General features: G+C 60.8%; 17 protein-coding genes and 1 other RNA gene. 9 read left to right on the forward strand and 9 right to left on the reverse strand.

The genetic code is table 11. From position 1 onward, the window contains the following. The first annotated feature begins 172 nt into the window (after positions 1-172). The 8 genes from E5K00_RS06930 to E5K00_RS06965 all read left to right on the forward strand — a co-directional run bounded on the left by E5K00_RS06930 (position 173) and on the right by E5K00_RS06965 (position 9,924). The gene (locus E5K00_RS06930; protein ID WP_135462508.1) at positions 173-1,132 is read left to right on the forward strand and encodes a DUF2279 domain-containing protein; all 960 of its coding nucleotides are present in this window, start codon (positions 173-175) and stop codon (positions 1,130-1,132) included. A 189-nt stretch (positions 1,133-1,321) separates the two neighbouring features. After that, positions 1,322-2,428, forward strand: a complete 1,107-nt coding sequence (locus E5K00_RS06935; RefSeq protein WP_135462509.1) for a Smr/MutS family protein — start codon at positions 1,322-1,324, stop codon at positions 2,426-2,428. Between the two features lie 152 nt (positions 2,429-2,580). Next, the gene (locus tag E5K00_RS06940) at positions 2,581-3,468 is read left to right on the forward strand and encodes an alpha/beta hydrolase (RefSeq protein WP_167856778.1); all 888 of its coding nucleotides are present in this window, start codon (positions 2,581-2,583) and stop codon (positions 3,466-3,468) included. 203 nt (positions 3,469-3,671) lie between these two features. Beyond that, positions 3,672-4,589, forward strand: coding sequence for a metallophosphoesterase (locus E5K00_RS06945; RefSeq protein ID WP_135462511.1), 918 nt, complete (start codon positions 3,672-3,674; stop codon positions 4,587-4,589). A gap of 234 nt (positions 4,590-4,823) precedes the next feature. Beyond that, entirely contained in the window at positions 4,824-6,689 is a 1,866-nt protein-coding gene (locus E5K00_RS06950) for a M1 family metallopeptidase (protein WP_135462512.1), read from the forward strand. Further along, positions 6,674-7,375, forward strand: a complete 702-nt coding sequence (locus tag E5K00_RS06955; RefSeq protein WP_135462513.1) for a hypothetical protein — start codon at positions 6,674-6,676, stop codon at positions 7,373-7,375. Before E5K00_RS06950 ends, E5K00_RS06955 begins: the two co-directional genes overlap by 16 nt. 521 nt (positions 7,376-7,896) lie before the next feature. Continuing rightward, positions 7,897-8,359: RNase P RNA component class A (gene rnpB, locus E5K00_RS06960), an RNA gene on the forward strand. Between the two features lie 407 nt (positions 8,360-8,766). Then, entirely contained in the window at positions 8,767-9,924 is a 1,158-nt protein-coding gene (locus E5K00_RS06965; protein WP_135462514.1) for a sigma-54-dependent transcriptional regulator, read from the forward strand. 282 nt (positions 9,925-10,206) lie between these two features. Here the strand turns inward: E5K00_RS06965 and E5K00_RS06970 are convergent, their stop codons facing one another. From E5K00_RS06970 to E5K00_RS07005, 8 genes are all read right to left on the reverse strand, one after another. After that, positions 10,207-10,599 carry a thiol-disulfide oxidoreductase DCC family protein gene (locus tag E5K00_RS06970; RefSeq protein WP_135462515.1) on the reverse strand — a complete coding sequence of 131 codons (393 nt, stop codon included), beginning with the start codon at positions 10,597-10,599 and terminating at the stop codon, positions 10,207-10,209. Positions 10,600-10,648: 49 nt separating this feature from the next. After that, positions 10,649-11,176, reverse strand: coding sequence for a hypothetical protein (locus E5K00_RS06975; RefSeq protein WP_135462516.1), 528 nt, complete (start codon positions 11,174-11,176; stop codon positions 10,649-10,651). Then, positions 11,173-11,469 (reverse strand): hypothetical protein, encoded by a 297-nt coding sequence (locus E5K00_RS06980; RefSeq protein WP_135462517.1) that lies wholly within the window; start codon positions 11,467-11,469, stop codon positions 11,173-11,175. Before E5K00_RS06980 ends, E5K00_RS06975 begins: the two co-directional genes overlap by 4 nt. Then, positions 11,457-12,446 carry an HTTM domain-containing protein gene (locus E5K00_RS06985; RefSeq protein ID WP_135462518.1) on the reverse strand — a complete coding sequence of 330 codons (990 nt, stop codon included), beginning with the start codon at positions 12,444-12,446 and terminating at the stop codon, positions 11,457-11,459. Before E5K00_RS06985 ends, E5K00_RS06980 begins: the two co-directional genes overlap by 13 nt. Further along, positions 12,427-13,122: a DUF5819 family protein gene (locus tag E5K00_RS06990; protein WP_135462519.1), complete on the reverse strand. Its 696-nt coding sequence runs from the start codon at positions 13,120-13,122 to the stop codon at positions 12,427-12,429. The genes E5K00_RS06985 and E5K00_RS06990 overlap by 20 nt, the downstream gene beginning before the upstream one ends. Before the next feature lie 121 nt (positions 13,123-13,243). Then, on the reverse strand, positions 13,244-13,555 hold the full coding sequence (locus E5K00_RS06995) for a hypothetical protein (protein WP_135462520.1): 312 nt from the start codon (positions 13,553-13,555) through the stop codon (positions 13,244-13,246). Between the two features lie 20 nt (positions 13,556-13,575). Beyond that, the gene (locus E5K00_RS07000) at positions 13,576-13,893 is read right to left on the reverse strand and encodes a hypothetical protein (RefSeq protein WP_135462521.1); all 318 of its coding nucleotides are present in this window, start codon (positions 13,891-13,893) and stop codon (positions 13,576-13,578) included. 627 nt (positions 13,894-14,520) lie between these two features. Then, positions 14,521-15,525 carry an acyl transferase gene (locus tag E5K00_RS07005; RefSeq protein WP_135462522.1) on the reverse strand — a complete coding sequence of 335 codons (1,005 nt, stop codon included), beginning with the start codon at positions 15,523-15,525 and terminating at the stop codon, positions 14,521-14,523. A gap of 114 nt (positions 15,526-15,639) precedes the next feature. On the opposite strand from E5K00_RS07005, the gene E5K00_RS07010 reads away from it, so the two are divergent. After that, positions 15,640-16,212 (forward strand): hypothetical protein, encoded by a 573-nt coding sequence (locus tag E5K00_RS07010; protein WP_135462523.1) that lies wholly within the window; start codon positions 15,640-15,642, stop codon positions 16,210-16,212. An 80-nt stretch (positions 16,213-16,292) separates the two neighbouring features. On the opposite strand, the gene E5K00_RS07015 is transcribed toward E5K00_RS07010, so the two are convergent. Beyond that, positions 16,293-18,707 carry an alpha-ketoacid dehydrogenase subunit alpha/beta gene (locus tag E5K00_RS07015; protein WP_135462524.1) on the reverse strand — a complete coding sequence of 805 codons (2,415 nt, stop codon included), beginning with the start codon at positions 18,705-18,707 and terminating at the stop codon, positions 16,293-16,295. Positions 18,708-18,732 lie beyond the last annotated feature (25 nt).

Consider the following 18,732-nt stretch of genomic DNA (forward strand, 5'->3'; position numbering starts at 1 on the left):
TGGTGAAAGGTCAGAAACCGTGAAAACATGAAAATACTACGCAAGTTAAACACGATCCTGACGTGAACAAACCCCGCCAGAATTATCCCCGGGCCGCGCCCCGTCGCCGGCCGTTGGCAGCATTTGTTCGTAGCTTTGTCGCCCCGCCGCCGGGGCCGGTTTCCCCTTCTGCATGACGTTTTCTTTCCGCTCGTTAGCGGCCCTTGCCAGCTCCTGCCTGCCCCTGCTGCTCAGCCTATTGCTCAGCAGCCCGTCGGCGCGGGCCCAGCAGCTGCCCCCGGCCGCCACCCCGCCCGCCCGCCTGGCGGCCCCCGCCGACTCGGGGCGGCTGGCGCGCCGCCTGCCCGTGCTGGCCGGGGGCCTGGCCGTGAGCTACACTGGGGCGCTGTACTTGCTCAGCCAGGGCTGGTACACGGGGCCGCGCAGCCGCTTCCACTGGTTCAACGACCTGCCCGAGTGGCGGCAGATGGACAAGGCGGGCCACTTCTGGGGCGCGTTTCACGAAAGCCGGGGCGCGGTGGACATGCTGCGCTGGGCCGGCCTGCCCGACCGCACGGCCCTTTGGTACGGCGGCTTCGTGGGCTTCCTGCTGCAAAGCCCCATCGAGCTGCTCGACGGGCGCGACCCGGCCTACGGCGCGTCGGCCACCGACCTGGCGGCCAACTTCCTGGGCTCGGCGGCTCTGATCGGGCAGCAGCTGGCCTGGAACGAGGTGCGCATCATGCCCAAGTACTCGTTTCACACCACTTCCTACGCCCGGCTGCGGCCCAACGTGCTGGGCAAGTCCCTGGCCGAGCAGCATTTGAAAGACTACAACGGGCAAACCTACTGGCTGTGCGCCGACCTGGCGGCCTGGCTGCGGCCCCAGAGCAAGTGGCCCAAATGGCTGCAGCCCGCCGTGGGCTACGGGGCCCAGGAAATGGTGTTCAACGACCCCGACGCCAACGCCGCGCTGGGCCTCCACTCCTACCGCCAGTACTACCTGAGCCTGGACGTGAACCTGCGCCGCATCCCGACGCGCAGCAAGCTGCTGAAAAGGGTGTTCTACGTGGCCAGTATCTTCCACCTGCCCGCCCCGGCCCTGGAGTACAGCTCCCGGCGCGGCATGGTGCTGCACGGCCTGTATTTCTAGGGACGTTTACGGCCCGCCGCGTGTTATACAGCACCGGGCTCTGAGGCCCGCAACGGGCTGCGGGCCAATTCTGCGTACCTTGCCGCCTCGTCCTGGCTGCTTAGCGGGTGGCGGCCGAGCAGCTATAGGCTCCGCCACCCCACCCGACAGCCCTTATTCTTAACCACCCACGCACCTAACCTTTCCGATATGAACGTAGGAGACCGGGTCCGCTTACTGACCGGCCGCGAAGAAGGCATCGTTACCCGCCTGCTCGATAATGAGCTGGTCGAGGTAGCCATTGATAACGATTTCACCATTCCCGTGCTGCGCCGCGAGGTAGTGGTGGTAGCCGCCGAGGAAACCAAAACGTTTGGCCTGAGCGCCAGTGCCGCCGCGGCCGAGAAGAAAGCGGCTTCCAGCGGCGCTTCCCGGGCCGCCAAAGCCGCCGGCGTGGCCCAGCCCGCCCCGGCCAAGAAAACCGAAGGCCCCGAAGCGCCGGCCGCCCCCAAGGCCGCGCCGGTGCAGAAAGGCCTGTACCTGGCCCTCACCCACCAGTCGCCCGAACTGCTGTCGTTGCACATCATCAACCACACCGACCGGGACGTGCTCTTCACCTACGGCGAGGAAACCGCCGGCCAGTACCGGGCCCTGTACGCCGACAAGCTCAAGGCCAAATCGGTGAGTGCCGCCCTGGGCCACTGGCACCTGAAGGACTTCGACAAGTGGCCCGCCCCGGTGATGCAACTGCTGCCCCACCTGCTGAACGACACCACGGCCTACGAGCTGCTCACCAAGCGCGTGCAGTTCAAGGCCAACAGCTTCTACACCAGCCGCCAGGCCAACGTGCCGGTGTTGCAGCGCGAGGCCTACCTGTTCCAGCTCGACGAGAAGCCCGCCGCCCCGGTGGCCGTAGCACCCGAGAAGCTGGCCGAAACCCTGCAGCAGCAGCTCAGCGGCAACGCCCCCGCCAAGCCTGCCGCCGTGGCCCCCGCGCCCGAGCCGGCCAAAGCCCTGGTAGCGCCCCCGCACGAGGTGGACCTGCACCTGGAAGCCCTGGACGCCGAAGCTGCCAAAGCCGAGCCGCCGCTGAGCAACACGGCCATCCTGAAGCTGCAGCTCGAAGCCTTCGAGGACACGCTGAGCCGGGCCCTGGCGACCAACATGCACGAAATCATCTACATCCACGGCTCGGGCAACGGCACTCTGCGCAAGGAGCTGCACAAGCTGCTGAGCCGCAACAAGGACATTAAGTTCTTCGAGGACTCGCAGAAGGAAAAGTTCGGCTACGGTGCCACGCTGGTGCGGCTGAAGTAGTTTTTGCTTTTTCCTCCGTCTGTCATCCTGAGCTTTGCGAAGGACCTTATTACGATTGAACGAGTCGTTGCTACGCTCGTCGTTCCTATCCTACAAGGTCCTTCGCAAAGCTCAGGATGACAGACGTTTTTTCTTGTATTCCTACTTGTCCCATGCCTGCCGTGTTTGCCCAGTCTACGCTCGTCACCCTGCCCGACCAGCGCCGCTTGGAAATACTCCGCTACGGCGACCCGGCCCACCCCGCGGTGCTGTTTCACCACGGCTACGCGTCGTCGGGCCTGAGCATTCCGCCCAACGCCGAGCTGCTGAGCCAGCTGCAGCTGCAGATTCTGGCGCCCAACCGGCCCGGCGTGGGCCACTCCGACGTGCACGCGGCCATGAGCCTGGAGTCGTTTGCCGCCGACGTGTTTTTTGCCCTCGACGCGCTACGGGTTGCCGGCCCGGTGACGCTGCTGGGCTGGTCGGCGGGGGGCCTGTATGCCCAGGCCCAGACGGCGCTGTTCCCCGGGCGCGTGGCGGCCCTGCACCTGCTCAATACCTGCCTGCCGCTGGGGGAGCCCGAAACGTACCAGGCCCTGCCCCGGCGCTGGAAAACCATCAAGTTTCTCAACGACTACGCCTCCTGGCTGGCCCGGCCCCTGGCCCGCCGCCTCAGCCAGCAGTGGACCCGGGAGCCGGACCGCATGATTGACCGGTTTATGCAGCTGCTGGGCCCGGCCGAGCAGCAGGAAGCCCACAACCCCGTCTCGCGCATCGTGCTGCGCGACGCGGCCCGGCACGGCTTCACCCACCGCGGCCAGGGCGTGTACTACGACGGCCGCGCCCTGTGCCGCCGCCCCGGCTTTCCGCTGGCCGCCATTCAGGCGCCCACCACCATCTGGCACGGCACCGACGACTTTATCTGGCACCCCGCCCCCATTCGGTACCTGGCCTCGCGCCTGCCCCACGCCACGCTGCGCATGCTGCCCGGCGAAGGTCACATGCTGTTTCTCAAGTACTGGCGCCAGATTCTGGAGCAGGTGCGGGCGGAGCTGAAGTAGTTGGAGTAGTTGCTCAAATCAACAGAACGTCATTCCGAGCGAAGTCGAGGAATCTCGCGTGCTGACGCATGATTAGTAATCAAACGACGCCACGCGAGATTCCTCGACTTCGCTCGGAATGACGTTCTTTTCCCAACCACGTCAGCACGCAAGATTCCTTACTTCATTCGGAATGACGTTCTTTCTATTCTAATAAGCACCCTATGCACTACGACCTTATCGGCGACATTCACGGCCACGCCGACGAGCTGCGCCAACTACTGGCCAAGCTCGATTACACCGAACAACACGGCGTGTACCGCCACCCTTCGCGCCAGGTGATCTTCGTGGGCGACTTCGTGGACCGGGGCCCGAAAATCCGGGAGACGCTCCAGCTTGTGCGGGCGATGGTCGACGGCGGGGCGGCGCGGGCCGTGATGGGCAACCACGAGTACAACGCCATCTGCTTTCACGAAAAGCACCCGCGCGGCGGCCACCTGCGGCCCCACATGCCGCGCAACATCTTGCAGCACCTGCGCACCCTTGAGGAGTTCAACGGCCGGGAGCTGTTTCAGGAGTGGCACGACTACGTTCAGTGGTTTAAAACCCTGCCCCTGTTTCTGGACCTGGGCGAGCTGCGCGTGGTGCACGCCTGCTGGGACCCGCGCCACATTGAGTTGCTGAGCTCGGTGCTGGTGAACGGCTGCCTGACCGACGCGGTGCTGCTGCGCGCCACCGACCGCGCCACGCCCGAGTACCACGCCATTGAGGAAACCCTGAAAGGCAAGGAAATTACGCTGCCGCCCGGCCTGAGCTTCCGCGACAAAGACCAGAACGAGCGCACCAAGATGCGCATCCGCTGGTGGTGCAACCCGCAAAGCTGCACCTACGCCGACTACTACCTGGAGCGGATTCCGGCCCTCGACCCCCACCCCGTCGACTCCGCCAGCCTGCCCGATGCCTACCACTACGCCGAGGAAACGCCGGTCTTCTTCGGCCACTACTGGCTGCGCGGCACGCCCCAGATTCTGCGCCCCCACGCCGTCTGCCTCGACTACAGCGTGGCCCGCGGCGGCGAGCTGGTGGCCTACCGCTGGAGCGGTGAAAAGGAGTTGCGGGCCGAGAACCTGGTGACGGCCTGAGTGCCGGTTGCCAGCGGCGGCCCCGTGGTAAGCAGCTACCCTACCATTTTGTGACAACTTGTTCTGTGACAACTTTTTTTGTCACAGAACAAGTTGTCACAACGTTTTGACGCGGCTGGTCCGCGCGTTACAGTTCTCACTGGCCAGCGGTGAGGCCCCAAAGCCGGCCTTTATCGATTCTCTACGCAGCCTCGCGCCCAACCTCGTTACTTTGCAGAAATCCTCTGCCTCGTTATGCCCCTGAACTTCTCCCGCTCCCTGGCCACGGCCTGCCTGCTGCTGCTGGGCACGGTGGCCGCCGCCCAGCAACCCCTGCCCGTTCCGCTGAACCTGCAAAAAACCTACGCCCAGGGCACCCGCGCCCAGAGCGGGCAGCCCGGCCCCAAGTACTGGCAAAACACGGCCGACTACGACCTGCAAGTCAGCTTCGACCCGCAGAGCCGCCTGGTGGCCGGCACGGTCAGCATCAGCTACGTCAACAACAGCCCCGACTCGCTGCGGCAGCTCTGGTTTAAACTCTACCCCAACCTCTACCAGAAAGGCGCCCCCCGCAGCTCTGCCTTCAAGCCGGAGGACCTCCACGACGGGGTGAAGATTGCGGCCCTGAGCATCAACGGGCAGGCCTTCGACGTGAAGAAGCTGCGCATCGACGCCACCAACCTGCCGGTGCCCATCAAGGGCCTGGGCACCGGGCAAACGGCCAAGGTGGTCATCAGCTACTCCTACACCCTCAACAAAGGCTCCCACATGCGCACCGGCGAGATTGAGCCGGGCGCCGACTTCGTGGCTTACTTCTTCCCGCGCATTGCCGTCTACGACGACATCGACGGCTGGAACCGCTTTGCCTACAACGGTAGCCAGGAGTTCTACAACGACTTCGCCAACTTCAAGGCCGCCATTACCGTGCCCCGCAACTTCGTGGTGTGGGCCACCGGCGATTTGAAAAACGCCGATAAGGTGCTCACGAAAAAGTACGTGAAGCGCCTGGCCGACGCCGAGCAGAAAGACGCCGTGGTTCACATCATCGACGAGAGTGACCTGAAGCGCCAGGACATAACGACCCCCAACGCCCAGAACACCTGGCTTTTTGAGGCCAAGAACGTGACGGACTTCGTCTTTGCCACCGCCGACCACTACGTGTGGCAGTCGACCAGCCTGGTGGTCGACCCCACGACCAAGCGCCGCACCCGCGTCGATGCCGTCTACAACACCAAGCACGCCGACTATAAGGAAGTGGTGCACTTCGCCCGCCGCACGGTGGAAGCCATGAGCTACACCTTCCCCCGGTGGCCCTTCCCCTACGCCCACGAAACCATCTTCGACGGCCTCGACCAGATGGAGTACCCGATGATGGTGAACGACAACCCCGTGGCCACCCGCGAGGACGCCATTACCCTCACCGACCACGAGATTTTCCACACGATGTTCCCGTTCTATATGGGCATCAACGAAACCAAGTACGGCTGGATGGACGAGGGCTGGGCCACCATCGGCGAGTGGATCATCAGCAATATCATCGACCCCAAGCTGGTGGACGACTACGGCGTGGAGCCCTACGCCCGCGCCGCCGACTCGGAAAACGACCTGCCCATCATCACGCTCACCACCCAGCAAAACGGCACGCCCTTCTTCCTGAACTCCTACCCCAAGCCCGCTATGGGCTACTACTACGTGCGCGACCTGCTCGGCGACGAGCTGTTTACCAAGGCCCTGCACACCTACATCCGCAACTGGAACGGCAAGCACCCGATGCCCTACGACTTCTTCAACTCGATGAACGAGGGCGCGGGCCAAAACCTGAACTGGTTCTGGCAGCGCTGGTTTTTCGACAACGGCTACCCCGACCTGGCCCTGCAAAGCGTAACCCCGCAAGCCGTGGTAGTCGAAGCCAAAGGCAGCAAGCCCATGCCCGTGGATTTGCTCGTCACCTACGCCGACAACTCCACCCAGCAGCTGCACCGCACCATCGCCGTGTGGCAGGACGGCAGCAAAACCACCACGGTGCCCCTGGATGGCAAGAAAGCCGTGAAGAAAGTGGTATTGGGCAGCACCTACACGCCCGATAACGACAAGAAGAACAACGTGTGGGAGGCCAAGTAAACTATGCTGTACGGCCTGATGCCGGAGAGTCGGCCAGACTTGAAAAGGCCTGCCAGGAAATGCAGGAATGGTCCGACCAGCTTTTTGAGCAGAAGCAAGAGCTGCTGCGTAAGACTGCGGACGAAGACAGCCCCCTGCGTGATGCTGTAGGCTGTTTAAGCTCGTTAAAAGCGGTGGTCGGCTACGGAGCCCACGTTATCGGGTTAGCCGCCAGCGTATTTCACCTTTCGACGCAGAAGGATAAAACCTGGAGTGATTGGCTGAATCTTACCGGCTACAGCATGGGCGTCGTCCGCAATGCCCGGCTGATTCCCTTCCGGGTGATTCAGTTGCTGGATAATGCCCAGCCTAAAGTAGGCGTCTATTCTCATCTCCCCGATTTCGAGGAGATGAAACGGCTTATTAGCGCTGTTAATACCCAAGCCCGGGAGTCTCAGCCTCTTTACGCACTGTGCCACCCGCTGGGCCAGCACTACCGGGCCCATATAGAAAACCCGGTGGTTGGCTCCTTGGAACCAGATACGGATATCCGGTATGATATGCTGTATGCCATCGTCAACCACGTGCTAGAGGTATTCCAGTCCATATTTATACTGCTTAAGCTGGTAACCGCCGCGAATGAAGCACTGGTAAGAGAATTACCAAATCCGGTAGTCAGGTTGCCCAGCAGAAACTTACCAAGCTGATTGGCCGCTGCTTTTGCTGTGGTACGCAGGAAACAAAATAACCCTTAACTCAATCTTTCCGATGTATCTACTATCACGATTCCTTATTGTAAGCGGCGTTTTGGCTGGGTTGAGCAGCACTGCCTTTGCATGCAAATGCGCTACGCAAAGCAAAAAGCTCAAGCCGGCGGCTACCACTTCTACCCTGCTATTTGCGGGCAAGCTTGTCCGGAAAAAACAACTTTCACCGCAAGGTATAGCACCCGAAACCCCGGTGTATTCCTACACGTTCGTCCCCATCAAAATCTGGCGGGGCACTGCCCAAGCCGACAGCATTATCATTACCAGCGGCCACACAAACTGCGGTATAAATCTGCCGCCGGGAGGCAGTTACGTAGTGTATACTACGCCTGGTCAGGACCTCAGCATTTGCAACCGGATTGTAGGCCGTAGCATCGAAACCGAAACCGCCAAGCTTGATAAGTTCTTTCAAAAGCCACGTTTTCGGCGGCTCCTGGCAACAAAGTAGTACCTTTGCCCTAGTGATGGGTCGCCCCACCGCGGCAAGGGAGGCAACTCCGGCGACGAGGAAAGTCCGGGCAACGCAGAGCACCCTGCTTCCTAACGGGAAGGACTGGTAAGCGTAAAGTGAACCAGGACAGCCAGTGCCACAGAAAAGTACCGCCAGGCGGTGAAGTGGTGATTTAGCGAATTAGTGAGTTGTCGTTCTGAGAACTCACTAAATCACTAACTCACTTATTCACCATTGGTAAGGGTGAAAAGGTGCGGTAAGAGCGCACCAGCGGCTGGGCAACCAGGCCGGCTGGGTAAACCTCAGGGGTTGAAAGACCAAATAAGCTGGTACGCGGGCCGCAAGGCCTGCACCGGGCGGCTCGTCCGGCGCCAGCGGGTAGGTTGATGGAGCCTTTCCGCGAGGACTGGCCTAGATAAATGGTGGGGCCGTGGCAACACGGACAAAACCCGGCTTACAGACTCATCACCGGCTTACAGACGGCCGCCGCAGCTTCGGGTGCGGCGGCCGTTTTTGTGTCGTGTGGGTATTGGCAGTCAGCATCCTCACTGCTCGAAAACAAATGGTTTTAGCCAGTGAGGCGGCCTCACTGCCCGAAAACAATCGTTGGAAGACCGTGAGGCCGCCTCACGGCCTATATTTTTTTGTTTTTGCCCGGTGAGGCCGCCTCAACGCTTAAAAACAATCGTTGGAAGACAGTGAGGCGGCCTCACGGCTTACAAACAAACGGTTTCGGGCAGTGAGGACTTTATGGGACCGGCGCCGAACAGGCAGTAGCACGAACTGTAGCTTCGCTACTGGCCGCCGTTTTTCGCGTAGGTATGCACTGCGCGGCTCACTCTTTTCGTTACATTCGCCCCCCTACACCTGCCCCAACCCTATGCCCAGAATCCTGATTATTGACGACGAAAAAGCCATCCGGAACACCCTGAAAGAGATTCTGGAGTACGAAAGCTACACCGTCGACCAGGCCGAGGACGGCCCCACCGGCCTCGACATGCTGATCAAGAACAAGTACGACGTGGTGCTCTGCGACATCAAGATGCCCAAGATGGACGGCATCGAGGTGCTGGAGCGGGCCCAGATTGTGGCCCCCGACGCGGCCTTTATCATGGTATCGGCCCACGGCAACATCGACACCGCCGTGGATGCCACCAAGAAGGGCGCGTTCGACTTCATCCAGAAGCCGCCAGACCTGAACCGCCTGCTCGTGACCGTGCGCAACGCCCTGGACCGCACCAAGCTCGTCACCGAAACCAAGACGCTCAAGAAGAAGATTGCCAAAAGCTCGGAGATGATCGGCTCCTCGGCCGAGCTGGAAGCCGTGCGCAAGCAGATTGCCAAAGTGGCCCCCACCGACGCCCGCGTGCTCATTACGGGGCCCAACGGGGCGGGCAAGGAAATGGTGGCCCGCAACCTGCACGAGCTCAGCAACCGCGCCTCGGGCCCGATGATTGAGGTCAACTGCGCCGCCATTCCGTCCGAGCTGATCGAGTCGGAGCTGTTTGGCCACGAGAAAGGCTCGTTCACGTCGGCCGTGAAGCAGCGCATCGGCAAGTTTGAGCAGGCCGACGGCGGCACGCTCTTCCTGGACGAAATCGGCGACATGAGCCTCTCGGCCCAGGCCAAGGTGCTGCGGGCCCTGCAGGAAAACAAGATTACCCGCGTGGGCGGCGAAAAGGAAATTTCGGTGAACGTGCGCGTCATTGCCGCCACCAACAAGGACCTACAGCAGGAAATTGCCGACCGCAACTTCCGCGAAGACCTCTACCACCGCCTCTCCGTCATCCTGATCAAAGTACCGGCCCTCAACGACCGGCGCGACGACATCGGCGACCTGGTGCAGCGCTTCCTCCAGGACATTGCCCGCGACTACGGCGACAAGCCCAAGAAAATCGACGACAAGGCCCTCGACTACCTCAAGGGCCTCGACTGGCGGGGCAACATCCGCGAATTGCGCAACGTGGTCGAGCGCCTCATCATCATGAGCGACGACACCATCACCGAAGCCGACGCCCGGGCCTTTGCCGGCAAGTAATTTCCCTTCCCTGTCATTGCGAGGCACGAAGACATCCGTCCTCTGCTCGTGACAAACGCTCTTCACCCGAAAATCCATGATGGGTGAAGAGCGAAGTGCCACTTCGCGCGGCGGGCGCGCCATCACAACGATACTCGTTCAACGCCGCGCGAAGTGGAACTTCGCGGTACAGCACAAAGCCCTTTCCCGCGCGAGCAGGAAAGGGCTTTTCACTTAGGGAAGCTCAGCATATTTCAGCGGGCGGATTGCTTCGTCGTCCCGCCTCGCAATGCCCCGGGGTTTCTACTTGATAAACTTGCGGGCCAGCTCCGGAGTCATCAGCCAGCACTCGGTAGCCTGGCCCAGCAGGCGGTAGCGGTTGTTGGCCACGAAGCTGTAGCAGGCGTCGCGCAGGGCCCGGGGCAGTACCACGCCCAGCCGGAGCAGCTTCCAGGGGTAGCCCAGCTCCCAGCCGATGCGCATTACCGCATCCGACTTGGTCCAGGCCTGCCGGTCGCCGTCGACCAGCACGATGGTCGACAGGGCTGTGGCGTCCAGGCCGTGGTGGCCCAACAGCCGCCGCCCGGTTTCGGACTGCAGCGTGGCAAACGTGAACCGATTGTTCGTGTCGTGCTTGATGACGAACTGCACGAAGCCGTTGCAGAGGTTACATATTCCATCGAAGAGAATAGTCATGATCGGGCAGGTGAGCGGGTAAGAAAAGGCCAGGGCCGCCGGGCGGGCGCTATTGCAGCTCCAGCACGGGCTTTTTGGTCAGGTACTTGGCAATGCCCACGGCCAGGGAATTGGCCAGCAGGACGAAAACGGCAATGGTCACGCCGTTCTGCATCAGGAAGGGCAGCTCGGCAAAGGCCTTGATGGTGGCCTCCTTCATGGCGCTGCTGCTTTGGTCGAAGGTACCGAGGGCCTCGGCGTAGTTGCTCGACAGCGAGCTGTCGGCCAGGTAGAAGAACAGCGCGTCGATGGCAATCAGGGACACGGTGACCAGGCCGGTGGTGCCCAGCAGCAGCTGCCACCACTTGGCCGGCTCGATGCCCTGGGCGCGGCACTGCCGCAGGTATTTGGTCAGGCAGGTGCTGATCAGGGTCAGCGAGATGGCGAAGGTCAGCAGGCCCGGCAGCAACGCCAGCCAGATGATTTCGCCCTGGCTGAAGCCGTCGGCGCTCCAGCCGTAGGCCAGCGTGTAGATGGTGAGCAGGCAGATGACAGCGCTCAGGAGCGAAAAGTCCAGTATCGGACGGAGATTTTTCATTTCTTTCGGATAAGAGTATGCTGGATAAATTCTAAGATTTCCCGCCGGATAAGAAGCATGTAAAAGTGCGGGAGCAGCAGGATAACACTATTGCTTTCGGCGCGCACGTGCAGTAGCAGGCAGAGCGCCGCCCCCAGCGCGTAGGGAAGAATAACCCGCGTGGCCAGGGTGCTGAGGTAGATGCGGACCAGGCCGGCGCCGGTGAGCACCGAAGTCCGCTGGGGCGGCCGGCTGAACCTGGTCCGGACCAGGTTCAGCAGCAGGGCCAGGGTGATATGAATTACGAGTGCCATGCGGTAAGGCGCTGCTGGAGACGGCCGGGCAGCGGCAGCCGGTTAGCCACTTTCCCTAGCCCCCGCCGGGCCAGGCTCAGCATCGACTGGTATTCGCCGTTGGTGATGAAGACGAAGTAAGTGCCGAGCATAATCCAGGAGAAGTTGTCGATGCGCATGAAGAGCCAGATACCCACGTGCAGCATCACCCCGCAGAGCAGAATGGCATACTTGGTCTTGCGGAACCACACCAGGAAGGCAAAGGCCTGCTCCCAGAACAGGGTGAAGTAGGTGGAAAGCACCACGAAGAAGTAGTTGGCCGTCAGCGGCACGTTCCAGTCGGTGGCCCGGAACTCCTCGACCCGCATGGTGTAATAGGTGGCCGTGCCGTTCTGCCAGAGCTTGCCCTGCGCCTTTTCCAGGCCGGTGAAGAAGTACACGTAGCACACCTGAATCAGCAGACCGTAGACGGCCATTTCGGCTATCGGCTGGTACCATTTACTCAGCAGGGCGGCCCATTTGCCGGGCGCCGCGCCGGAGCGTTCCGCGTAGCGGAAGTACTCGTAGGAGTTGGCCAGCAGCAGAAAGGGCATGGTCACCTGAATCACGTTGTCGGAACCGTCCAGGATCAGCTCGTTGCGGGCCTTCAGAATCAGGATCAGCACGTAGAGCAGCAGGCCCACGCCCCGCCCCCCGATGGCCAGGATAAACAGGCTGGCCGTGGCCATCATCAGCAGCAGGAAGGCCTGCGGGGCGTAGGGGGCGTAAAACGGATAGATGAGGTAGCGCAGCAGACTGCTGTTCATGTCCGTCAGGTAGAGGCCGTAGTCGTAGATGGCGTTGCGCCCGAACAGCGCGTCGGCCATGGGGAAGTAGAAGATGCAGTTTTTCAGCACCAGCACCCCCAGAATCACCCGGAAGATGGACAGGCCCAGAGTGCGCGCCTTGCGCAGCGCGCCGCCTTCGGCAGTAGCGAGGTTAGAGGATACGGTATTCATGGGTCCGGATTTGAGAATACTGATAATTGTTTAGGTTAAAGTGGTCGAGGTTTCTTTTCGAGAAACGCGGAAACTTGGATTCGATAACCCGGTACATCACAAAGGACGAGTCGGGCTGGGCCATGTGATTCTTGCCCATGTAGTTGTTGTGCGCAAACTTGGCGTAGCTCAGAATAGCTTTGTGCCCGGCAGATATATCGATGGCCTTTTTGACGATTCCGGCGGATTTCACGCTGTCTTTGGCCGCAAATTCTTTGTGAACGTATTCGTAGGCCTTCGAGCGGTTTTCGAGCAGGTTCATCACCGAGCCGCTGAAGGTTTTTAGAATGCGCTGGGAGGGTGACCAGAAATTACTGCGTCGTTCCTGAATCAGGGGCTGGCAGATATCCAGCCACTGTGATGGGGTAGCTTTACCGTTCTTGTAATCCTGAAATTGAATCAGAATGGACAAGTTGCTATTAACCGGATTGGGAGCAAACAGCTTCCAGGATTGACCGAAATACGGAAATACGTAGTGCCGGATTTCCGTGTCGTACCGATGCTTGATCGGGTTATCGGGCATCAAATGCATGCCAACGATGGCAAAATGCACGGTCAGACCAGCAATCAACACGAGCCGAAATAACTTGAGCCCTAAATTTGTCGTTTTATTGTCCATATTTATTTCGCGTTCCATGTGATTAAATGTTCAAACATGCAGGAATATTAAAAATAAAGAATCCAGCCTAGTAGGGAAAGAAACAGCCATTGTAGTAACAGCCGTTTCTTTCCGAACTTATCACTTACTCCAGGCTGGTTTAATTGTCAAAAGACGAAAAGTCGTTGCTGTTGTGCTGGACGCCGTAGACTTCTACTTCGCTGCCGCCATTCACGGCCGACTGCCGCTCGTAGTAGCCATTGACGGCTCCGATAACGAAGGCGCCAACCACAATCAGGCCGTAGGCTACGGCGGGGAAGGCGGCTTCTTCCTGCAACTGCTGGGTCTGGTTGGGCAGCGACGTTGCTTGGTACGTACCCAGGGCCGAGGCATTGCTGTGGGCGGCCGACACGAAGAAGATAATCAACAGGCCCAATGAAAGGGCTTTGAGATGTTTACGCAGAGTGTTCATAGAAATAGTTGTTGTAAGGATTAGATATCGAATTTCGAAAAGTCATTGGCGTTTTCGCCGCCACCCAGCACGAGCGTCATTTCCACTTCCTGGCCCGAGTGCGAGATGTTGTAGATGAACTCACCCACAACTTTACCAGCGTAGTAGGCGCCGGCAACCCCGGCCGCCAGCAGACCTACCAGGGCCGTCGGATCGGCCATCACGTCCTCGGTGTACTGCCCGATTTCGTGGCTTTCGGCCTGGTAGCTACCGATGGAGCTGGCGTTGGTAAACGAGCTGGTGAAGAACATGCCGACCATAGCCAGCAGCACGAATGGTTTAGAGAATTTCTTTCTCATGATAAAAAATAGTTAAGGTTAAAAAAAGATTATGGTGAGTAAGTGATGTTTGTTATTATTTGATTTTTGCTGCTTCGAAAATTCAGAACTACTCTCATAGTCAGTTATCTTTCTCAGTTAAATTTAAATTAATAACTCTCTCTGCTAAATAATTATTTACAAATATCAGCACAACCAATACGCGGTAGTGCGGCCATAAATAATTACCGATTTTGTATTAAACCCGCCTGTCAAAGAGCGCTCAGCTGCAGGTAGCTGCTTTGCTTGTAACAATTATAAAAAGCCGAATATTTATTCCGAAGAATATTACACCAATCAATAGTTTGTAAGGATGAATCCACCGTTTCGAAGTGCTTAGCCCGGCGCACCGGCCCCCGGCAGGCATCGCAGTAGCCCCGGCACCCGGGCGGCGCGCCCGGCTCCCCGAACCGGCCCAACCTGGCAATGAATTGGTTAGCGCGAGTCGGGCCGGGTGAAGGGCCGGGGTATCTCACGCCCGGCCCCTACCCCCGGGTGCCGGCTCTCCCTGGTCTGCGCGTACCAAACTGCCGTTGCCCGGGCATGCGAAACCAGGCGCCCGGAAGGCAGCGGTTAACCGAAGACAGAATTTAGCGGCCGGAGGTGAGGTTATACCATCTGGTTGCACCCCCGCACGTCGGAGTTATCCATGCGGCCCAGCACTTCAAACGAGCCGTCGGGATATTGCCGGGCCAGGTCCTTGGTTTCGATGAAAGCGCAGGAATCCACGTTGGCCAGGTCGATGACGTTGATGGCGCCGTCGGGGCGGGCGCGGGACGCGGAGAACGGGTCGGCGGGGTCGCGCAGCAGGATGCGCAGCGGGGCCGGGCAGTGGAAGCGGCCGTCGCCGAGGCTGTAGGCCTGCGACAAGAGCTCCGTCATGCCGTATTCGGAGTGGATGCCGGCGGGGCCGAAGGCCCGTTGCAGCTCGGCGTGCAGCTCCTCCCGAATCATCTCGCGGCGCCGGCCCTTCATGCCGCCGGTTTCCAGCACCGTAAGGCCCTGCAGCTCGGGTGCCGCGCCATACTCGGCCACCAGGTCCAGCAGGGCATACGACACGCCGATGAGCATCACGCGCCGCGTAGAATCCTGCTTGGCCTGGGCCAGGGCCTGGAGCAGGGCGGCGTGGTCGTGCAGGAAAAACGCGGGCTGGGTCTGCCCCGACTCTTTCGCGAAATAGTCGACCATAGCCACCAACGACGACTGGCCCTGCTCCAGATACGACGGCAGCAGGGCCAGAAACGTCCAGCCGGTCAGCGGCGTACCGTAGACCTGCTCGAAGATGCGGGCCGCGTTGCGGCGGTACAACTGTGGGTCGCGCACCAGGTGGCGGCTGCGCTGCTGCTGGGTGGTGCCGCTGCTCAGGAACACTTCCCGCGGCTCCCACCGCGCGGGCTCGGTGCGGACTTCGTGGGTTTTGAAGAACTCGATGGGCAGGAAGGGAATTTCTGCCAGGTGGGCTACGTGCTCCACCTGGCAGCCCAGCGCGTGCAGCCACTGCTGGTAAGGTGGGCAGTGCCGGGCCTGGTGCCGGAACAGGCGCAGGGCCAGGGCCTCGAACGTGGATGAGGAAACGGCGGAAAGCTCCGCCAGGTAGGTGTCGCGGAAACTCATTAGAAGGCGGCGGGGTTAGCGAAGTAGTATAACAAACGCGGCGGCTCTTCGTTGAGAAGTTGTACCTTCCCTCCCCGGATTCGCCCTTTTCTACGCCCTCTATTGCTGCTTGCTATGACCATATTTCGTACGCTTAAGAATGCAACCCTCCTGGCCGTAACGGCCGCGGGCGGGCTGCTGACTTCCTGCATCGAGGCGCCGGACTACCCCGATACGCCCCGCATTGAGTTCAAGGAAATGACCGTGGAGCGCTACCGGCCCGGCCCCTCCCCCATTGCCCCCATTGATTCGGTGAAGATTACGGTGGACTTCACCGACGGCAACGGCGACCTGGGTTTGGATGCCTCCGAAAACTCGCCGCCGTACGACAGATTCCGCAATGGTGTTTACAACCGCAACGGCGACAACTACTACGTCACCGTATATCGGCGCAGTGACCCAAGCAAACCGTTTGAGATTTATCCCGGCAACGGCCCGCAGGGCTATAACAGCCGCTACCCCAAATTATTCACCGACGGCGACAAAGAAGGCCCGCTGAAAGGCACCCTGACCTTCTCAATTGAGCTTCTCTATGATGCGCCATTCGTAGCCGGGGAAGAGCTTCGTTTCGACATCAGCATTGCGGACCGCGCCCTGAACGAAAGCAACAAGATAACCACTCCCAGCATTATCATTCAGCCCAAATAAGCTAGGCTGACAATCTGGAAACTCATTAAAAAGCCGGCCGGACGCAGACGCATCCGGCCGGCTTTTTTGGTAGTAGCGGGCTAGTAAATAGCCGGGAAGCGCTTGGGGTCGGCTTCGTGCATCAGCTCGTACACGGCGTCGAACACGTCCTCGGCGTTGGGCTTGCTGAAGTAGTCGCCATCCGAGCCGTAGGGCGGGCGGTGAGGCTGCGCGGCCAGGCAGCGGGGCTGCGAGTCGAGGAAGCGGTAGCCCTGCTGCTCGTCGAGCACGTGCTGCAGCATGTAGGCCGTGGCCCCGCCGGGCACGTCTTCGTCGGCGAAGAGCACCCGGTTGGTTTTGCGCAGGCTGTCCACAATCAGGTGGTCCACGTCGAAGGGCAGTAAGGACTGCACGTCGATGATTTCGGCCGAAATGCCGACTTCGGCCAGCTGCTTGGCGGCATCCTGCACGATGCGGCACATCGAGCCGTAGGTCACGATGGTTACGTCCTGGCCTTCGCGCAATACCTCGGGCACGCCCAGGGGCAGGGTGAAGTCGCCCACGTTCTGCGGAATCCGCTCTTTGAGGCGGTAGCCGTTCAGGCACTCAATTACCAGCGCCGGCTCGTCGGAGCGCAGCAGGGTGTTGTAGAAGCCGGCGGCTTGCGTCATGTCGCGCGGCACCAGCACGTGCATCCCGCGGATGCTGCTCAGAATCATACCGATGGGCGAGCCAGAGTGCCAAATGCCTTCGAGGCGGTGGCCCCGGGTGCGCACGATCAGCGGGGCTTTCTGGCCGCCCTTGGTGCGGTACTGCAGGCAGGCCACGTCGTCGCTCAGGATCTGAATGGCGTAGAGCAGGTAGTCGAGGTACTGGATTTCGGTGATGGGCCGCAAGCCGCGCAACGCCGCCCCGATGCCCTGCCCGATGATGGTGCACTCCCGGATGCCGGTGTCGGTCACGCGCAGCTCGCCGAACTTCTCCTGTAAACCCGCGAAGGCCTGGTTCACGTCCCCGATTTTGCCCACGTCCTCGCCGATGGCGAAGATGGTCGGGTCGCGGCGGAAATTGGCCTCGAAGCAGGCCTGCAGCACCTCCCGGCCATCGACCTGCGGGGCGTTGGGCGCAAATTCGGCCGGCACCACGTCGATATTCAACGCGGCCTGCTCGCTCTGGCTGTAGAGGTAGGAGTTGTAGCGGTCGGCGTTTTCGGCCAGGGCCTGCTCCAGGTAGTTCTGCAGGTTGCGGCGGGCGCCGCTGCGGGTTTCGCGCACCAGGCGCAGGGCCCGGCGCACCGTGCGCACGATGTCGGCCCGGATGGGCGTCGGGTTGTGGCGCAAGAGCTCCACCATCTCGTGCAGGCTGTTTTCCTGACCGGTTTCCGTCACCAGCGTTTCCAGCAGGGCCACGGCTTCGTCGCGCTCCTGCTTGATGGGGTTGAAGAAATCGTCCCAGGCGGCCACGCGGGTCTTTTTCACCAGGTCTTTGGCGTCATTCTCAATCTGGTCGAGCTCTTCGGCCGTGGCGTAGCCTTCGCTGAGCAGCCACTCGCGCATCTTGCGTAGGCAGTCGTGCTCTTCTTCCCAGCTCAGGCGCTCCTTGCTCTTGTAGCGCTCGTGCGAGCCGGAGGTGGAGTGGCCCTGGGGCTGGGTTACTTCCGTCACGTGAATCAGCACGGGCACATGCTCGCGGCGGCACACCTCGGCGGCCCGCAGGTAGGTATCGACCAGGGCGGGGTAGTCCCAGCCTTTCACCACGAAAATCTCGAAGCCCTGCTCGCCGGGCGCGTTGCGCTGGAAGCCGGCCAGAATCTCGCTGATGCTTTGCTTGGTGGTCTGGTACTCGGCGGGCACCGAAATGCCGTAATGGTCGTCCCAGACCGAAATCAGCATCGGAATCTGGAGCACGCCGGCGGCATTGATGGCCTCGAAGAACATGCCTTCCGAGGTGCTGGCGTTGCCGATGGTGCCGAAGGCTACTTCGTTGCCGCTCACCGAAAATTGCGTCAGCTCGTGCAGCTCGGGGTTTTGGCGGTAGAGCTTGGAGGCGTAGGCTAGGCCCACGAGGCGGGGCATCTGGCCGGCGGTGGGCGAAATGTCGGCCGAGGAGTTTTTCAGCGCCGCCAGGTTTTTGAAGTTGCCGTCCTCGTCGAGCAGGCGGGTGGCGAAGTGGCCGTTCATGGCGCGGCCGGCGGTGGCGGGCTCCGCGTCGGCGTCGGGGGTGGCGTAGAGCTGGGCAAAGTACTGCTGCAGAGTCAGCTCGCCGGCGGCCAGCATGAAGGTCTGGTCGCGGTAGTAGCCGGCGCGGAAGTCGCCGGGCTGGAAGGCGCGGGCCATGGCCAGCTGGGGCAGCTCTTTGCCGTCGCCGAAGATGCCGAACTTGGCTTTGCCCATAAATACTTCCTTGCGGCCGGCCAGGGAGGCCTGCCGGCTTTCCCAGCCCAGGCGGTAGTCGCGGAGCAATTCTTCTTTGCTAAGGGCGGCCGTGGCCGCTACAAGGGATTCAGCAGTGGACATAAGGAAAGAAAGTAGGCGGGAATTA

Source organism: Hymenobacter aquaticus (assembly GCF_004765605.1).
Classification (GTDB): Bacteria; Bacteroidota; Bacteroidia; order Cytophagales; family Hymenobacteraceae; genus Hymenobacter; species Hymenobacter aquaticus.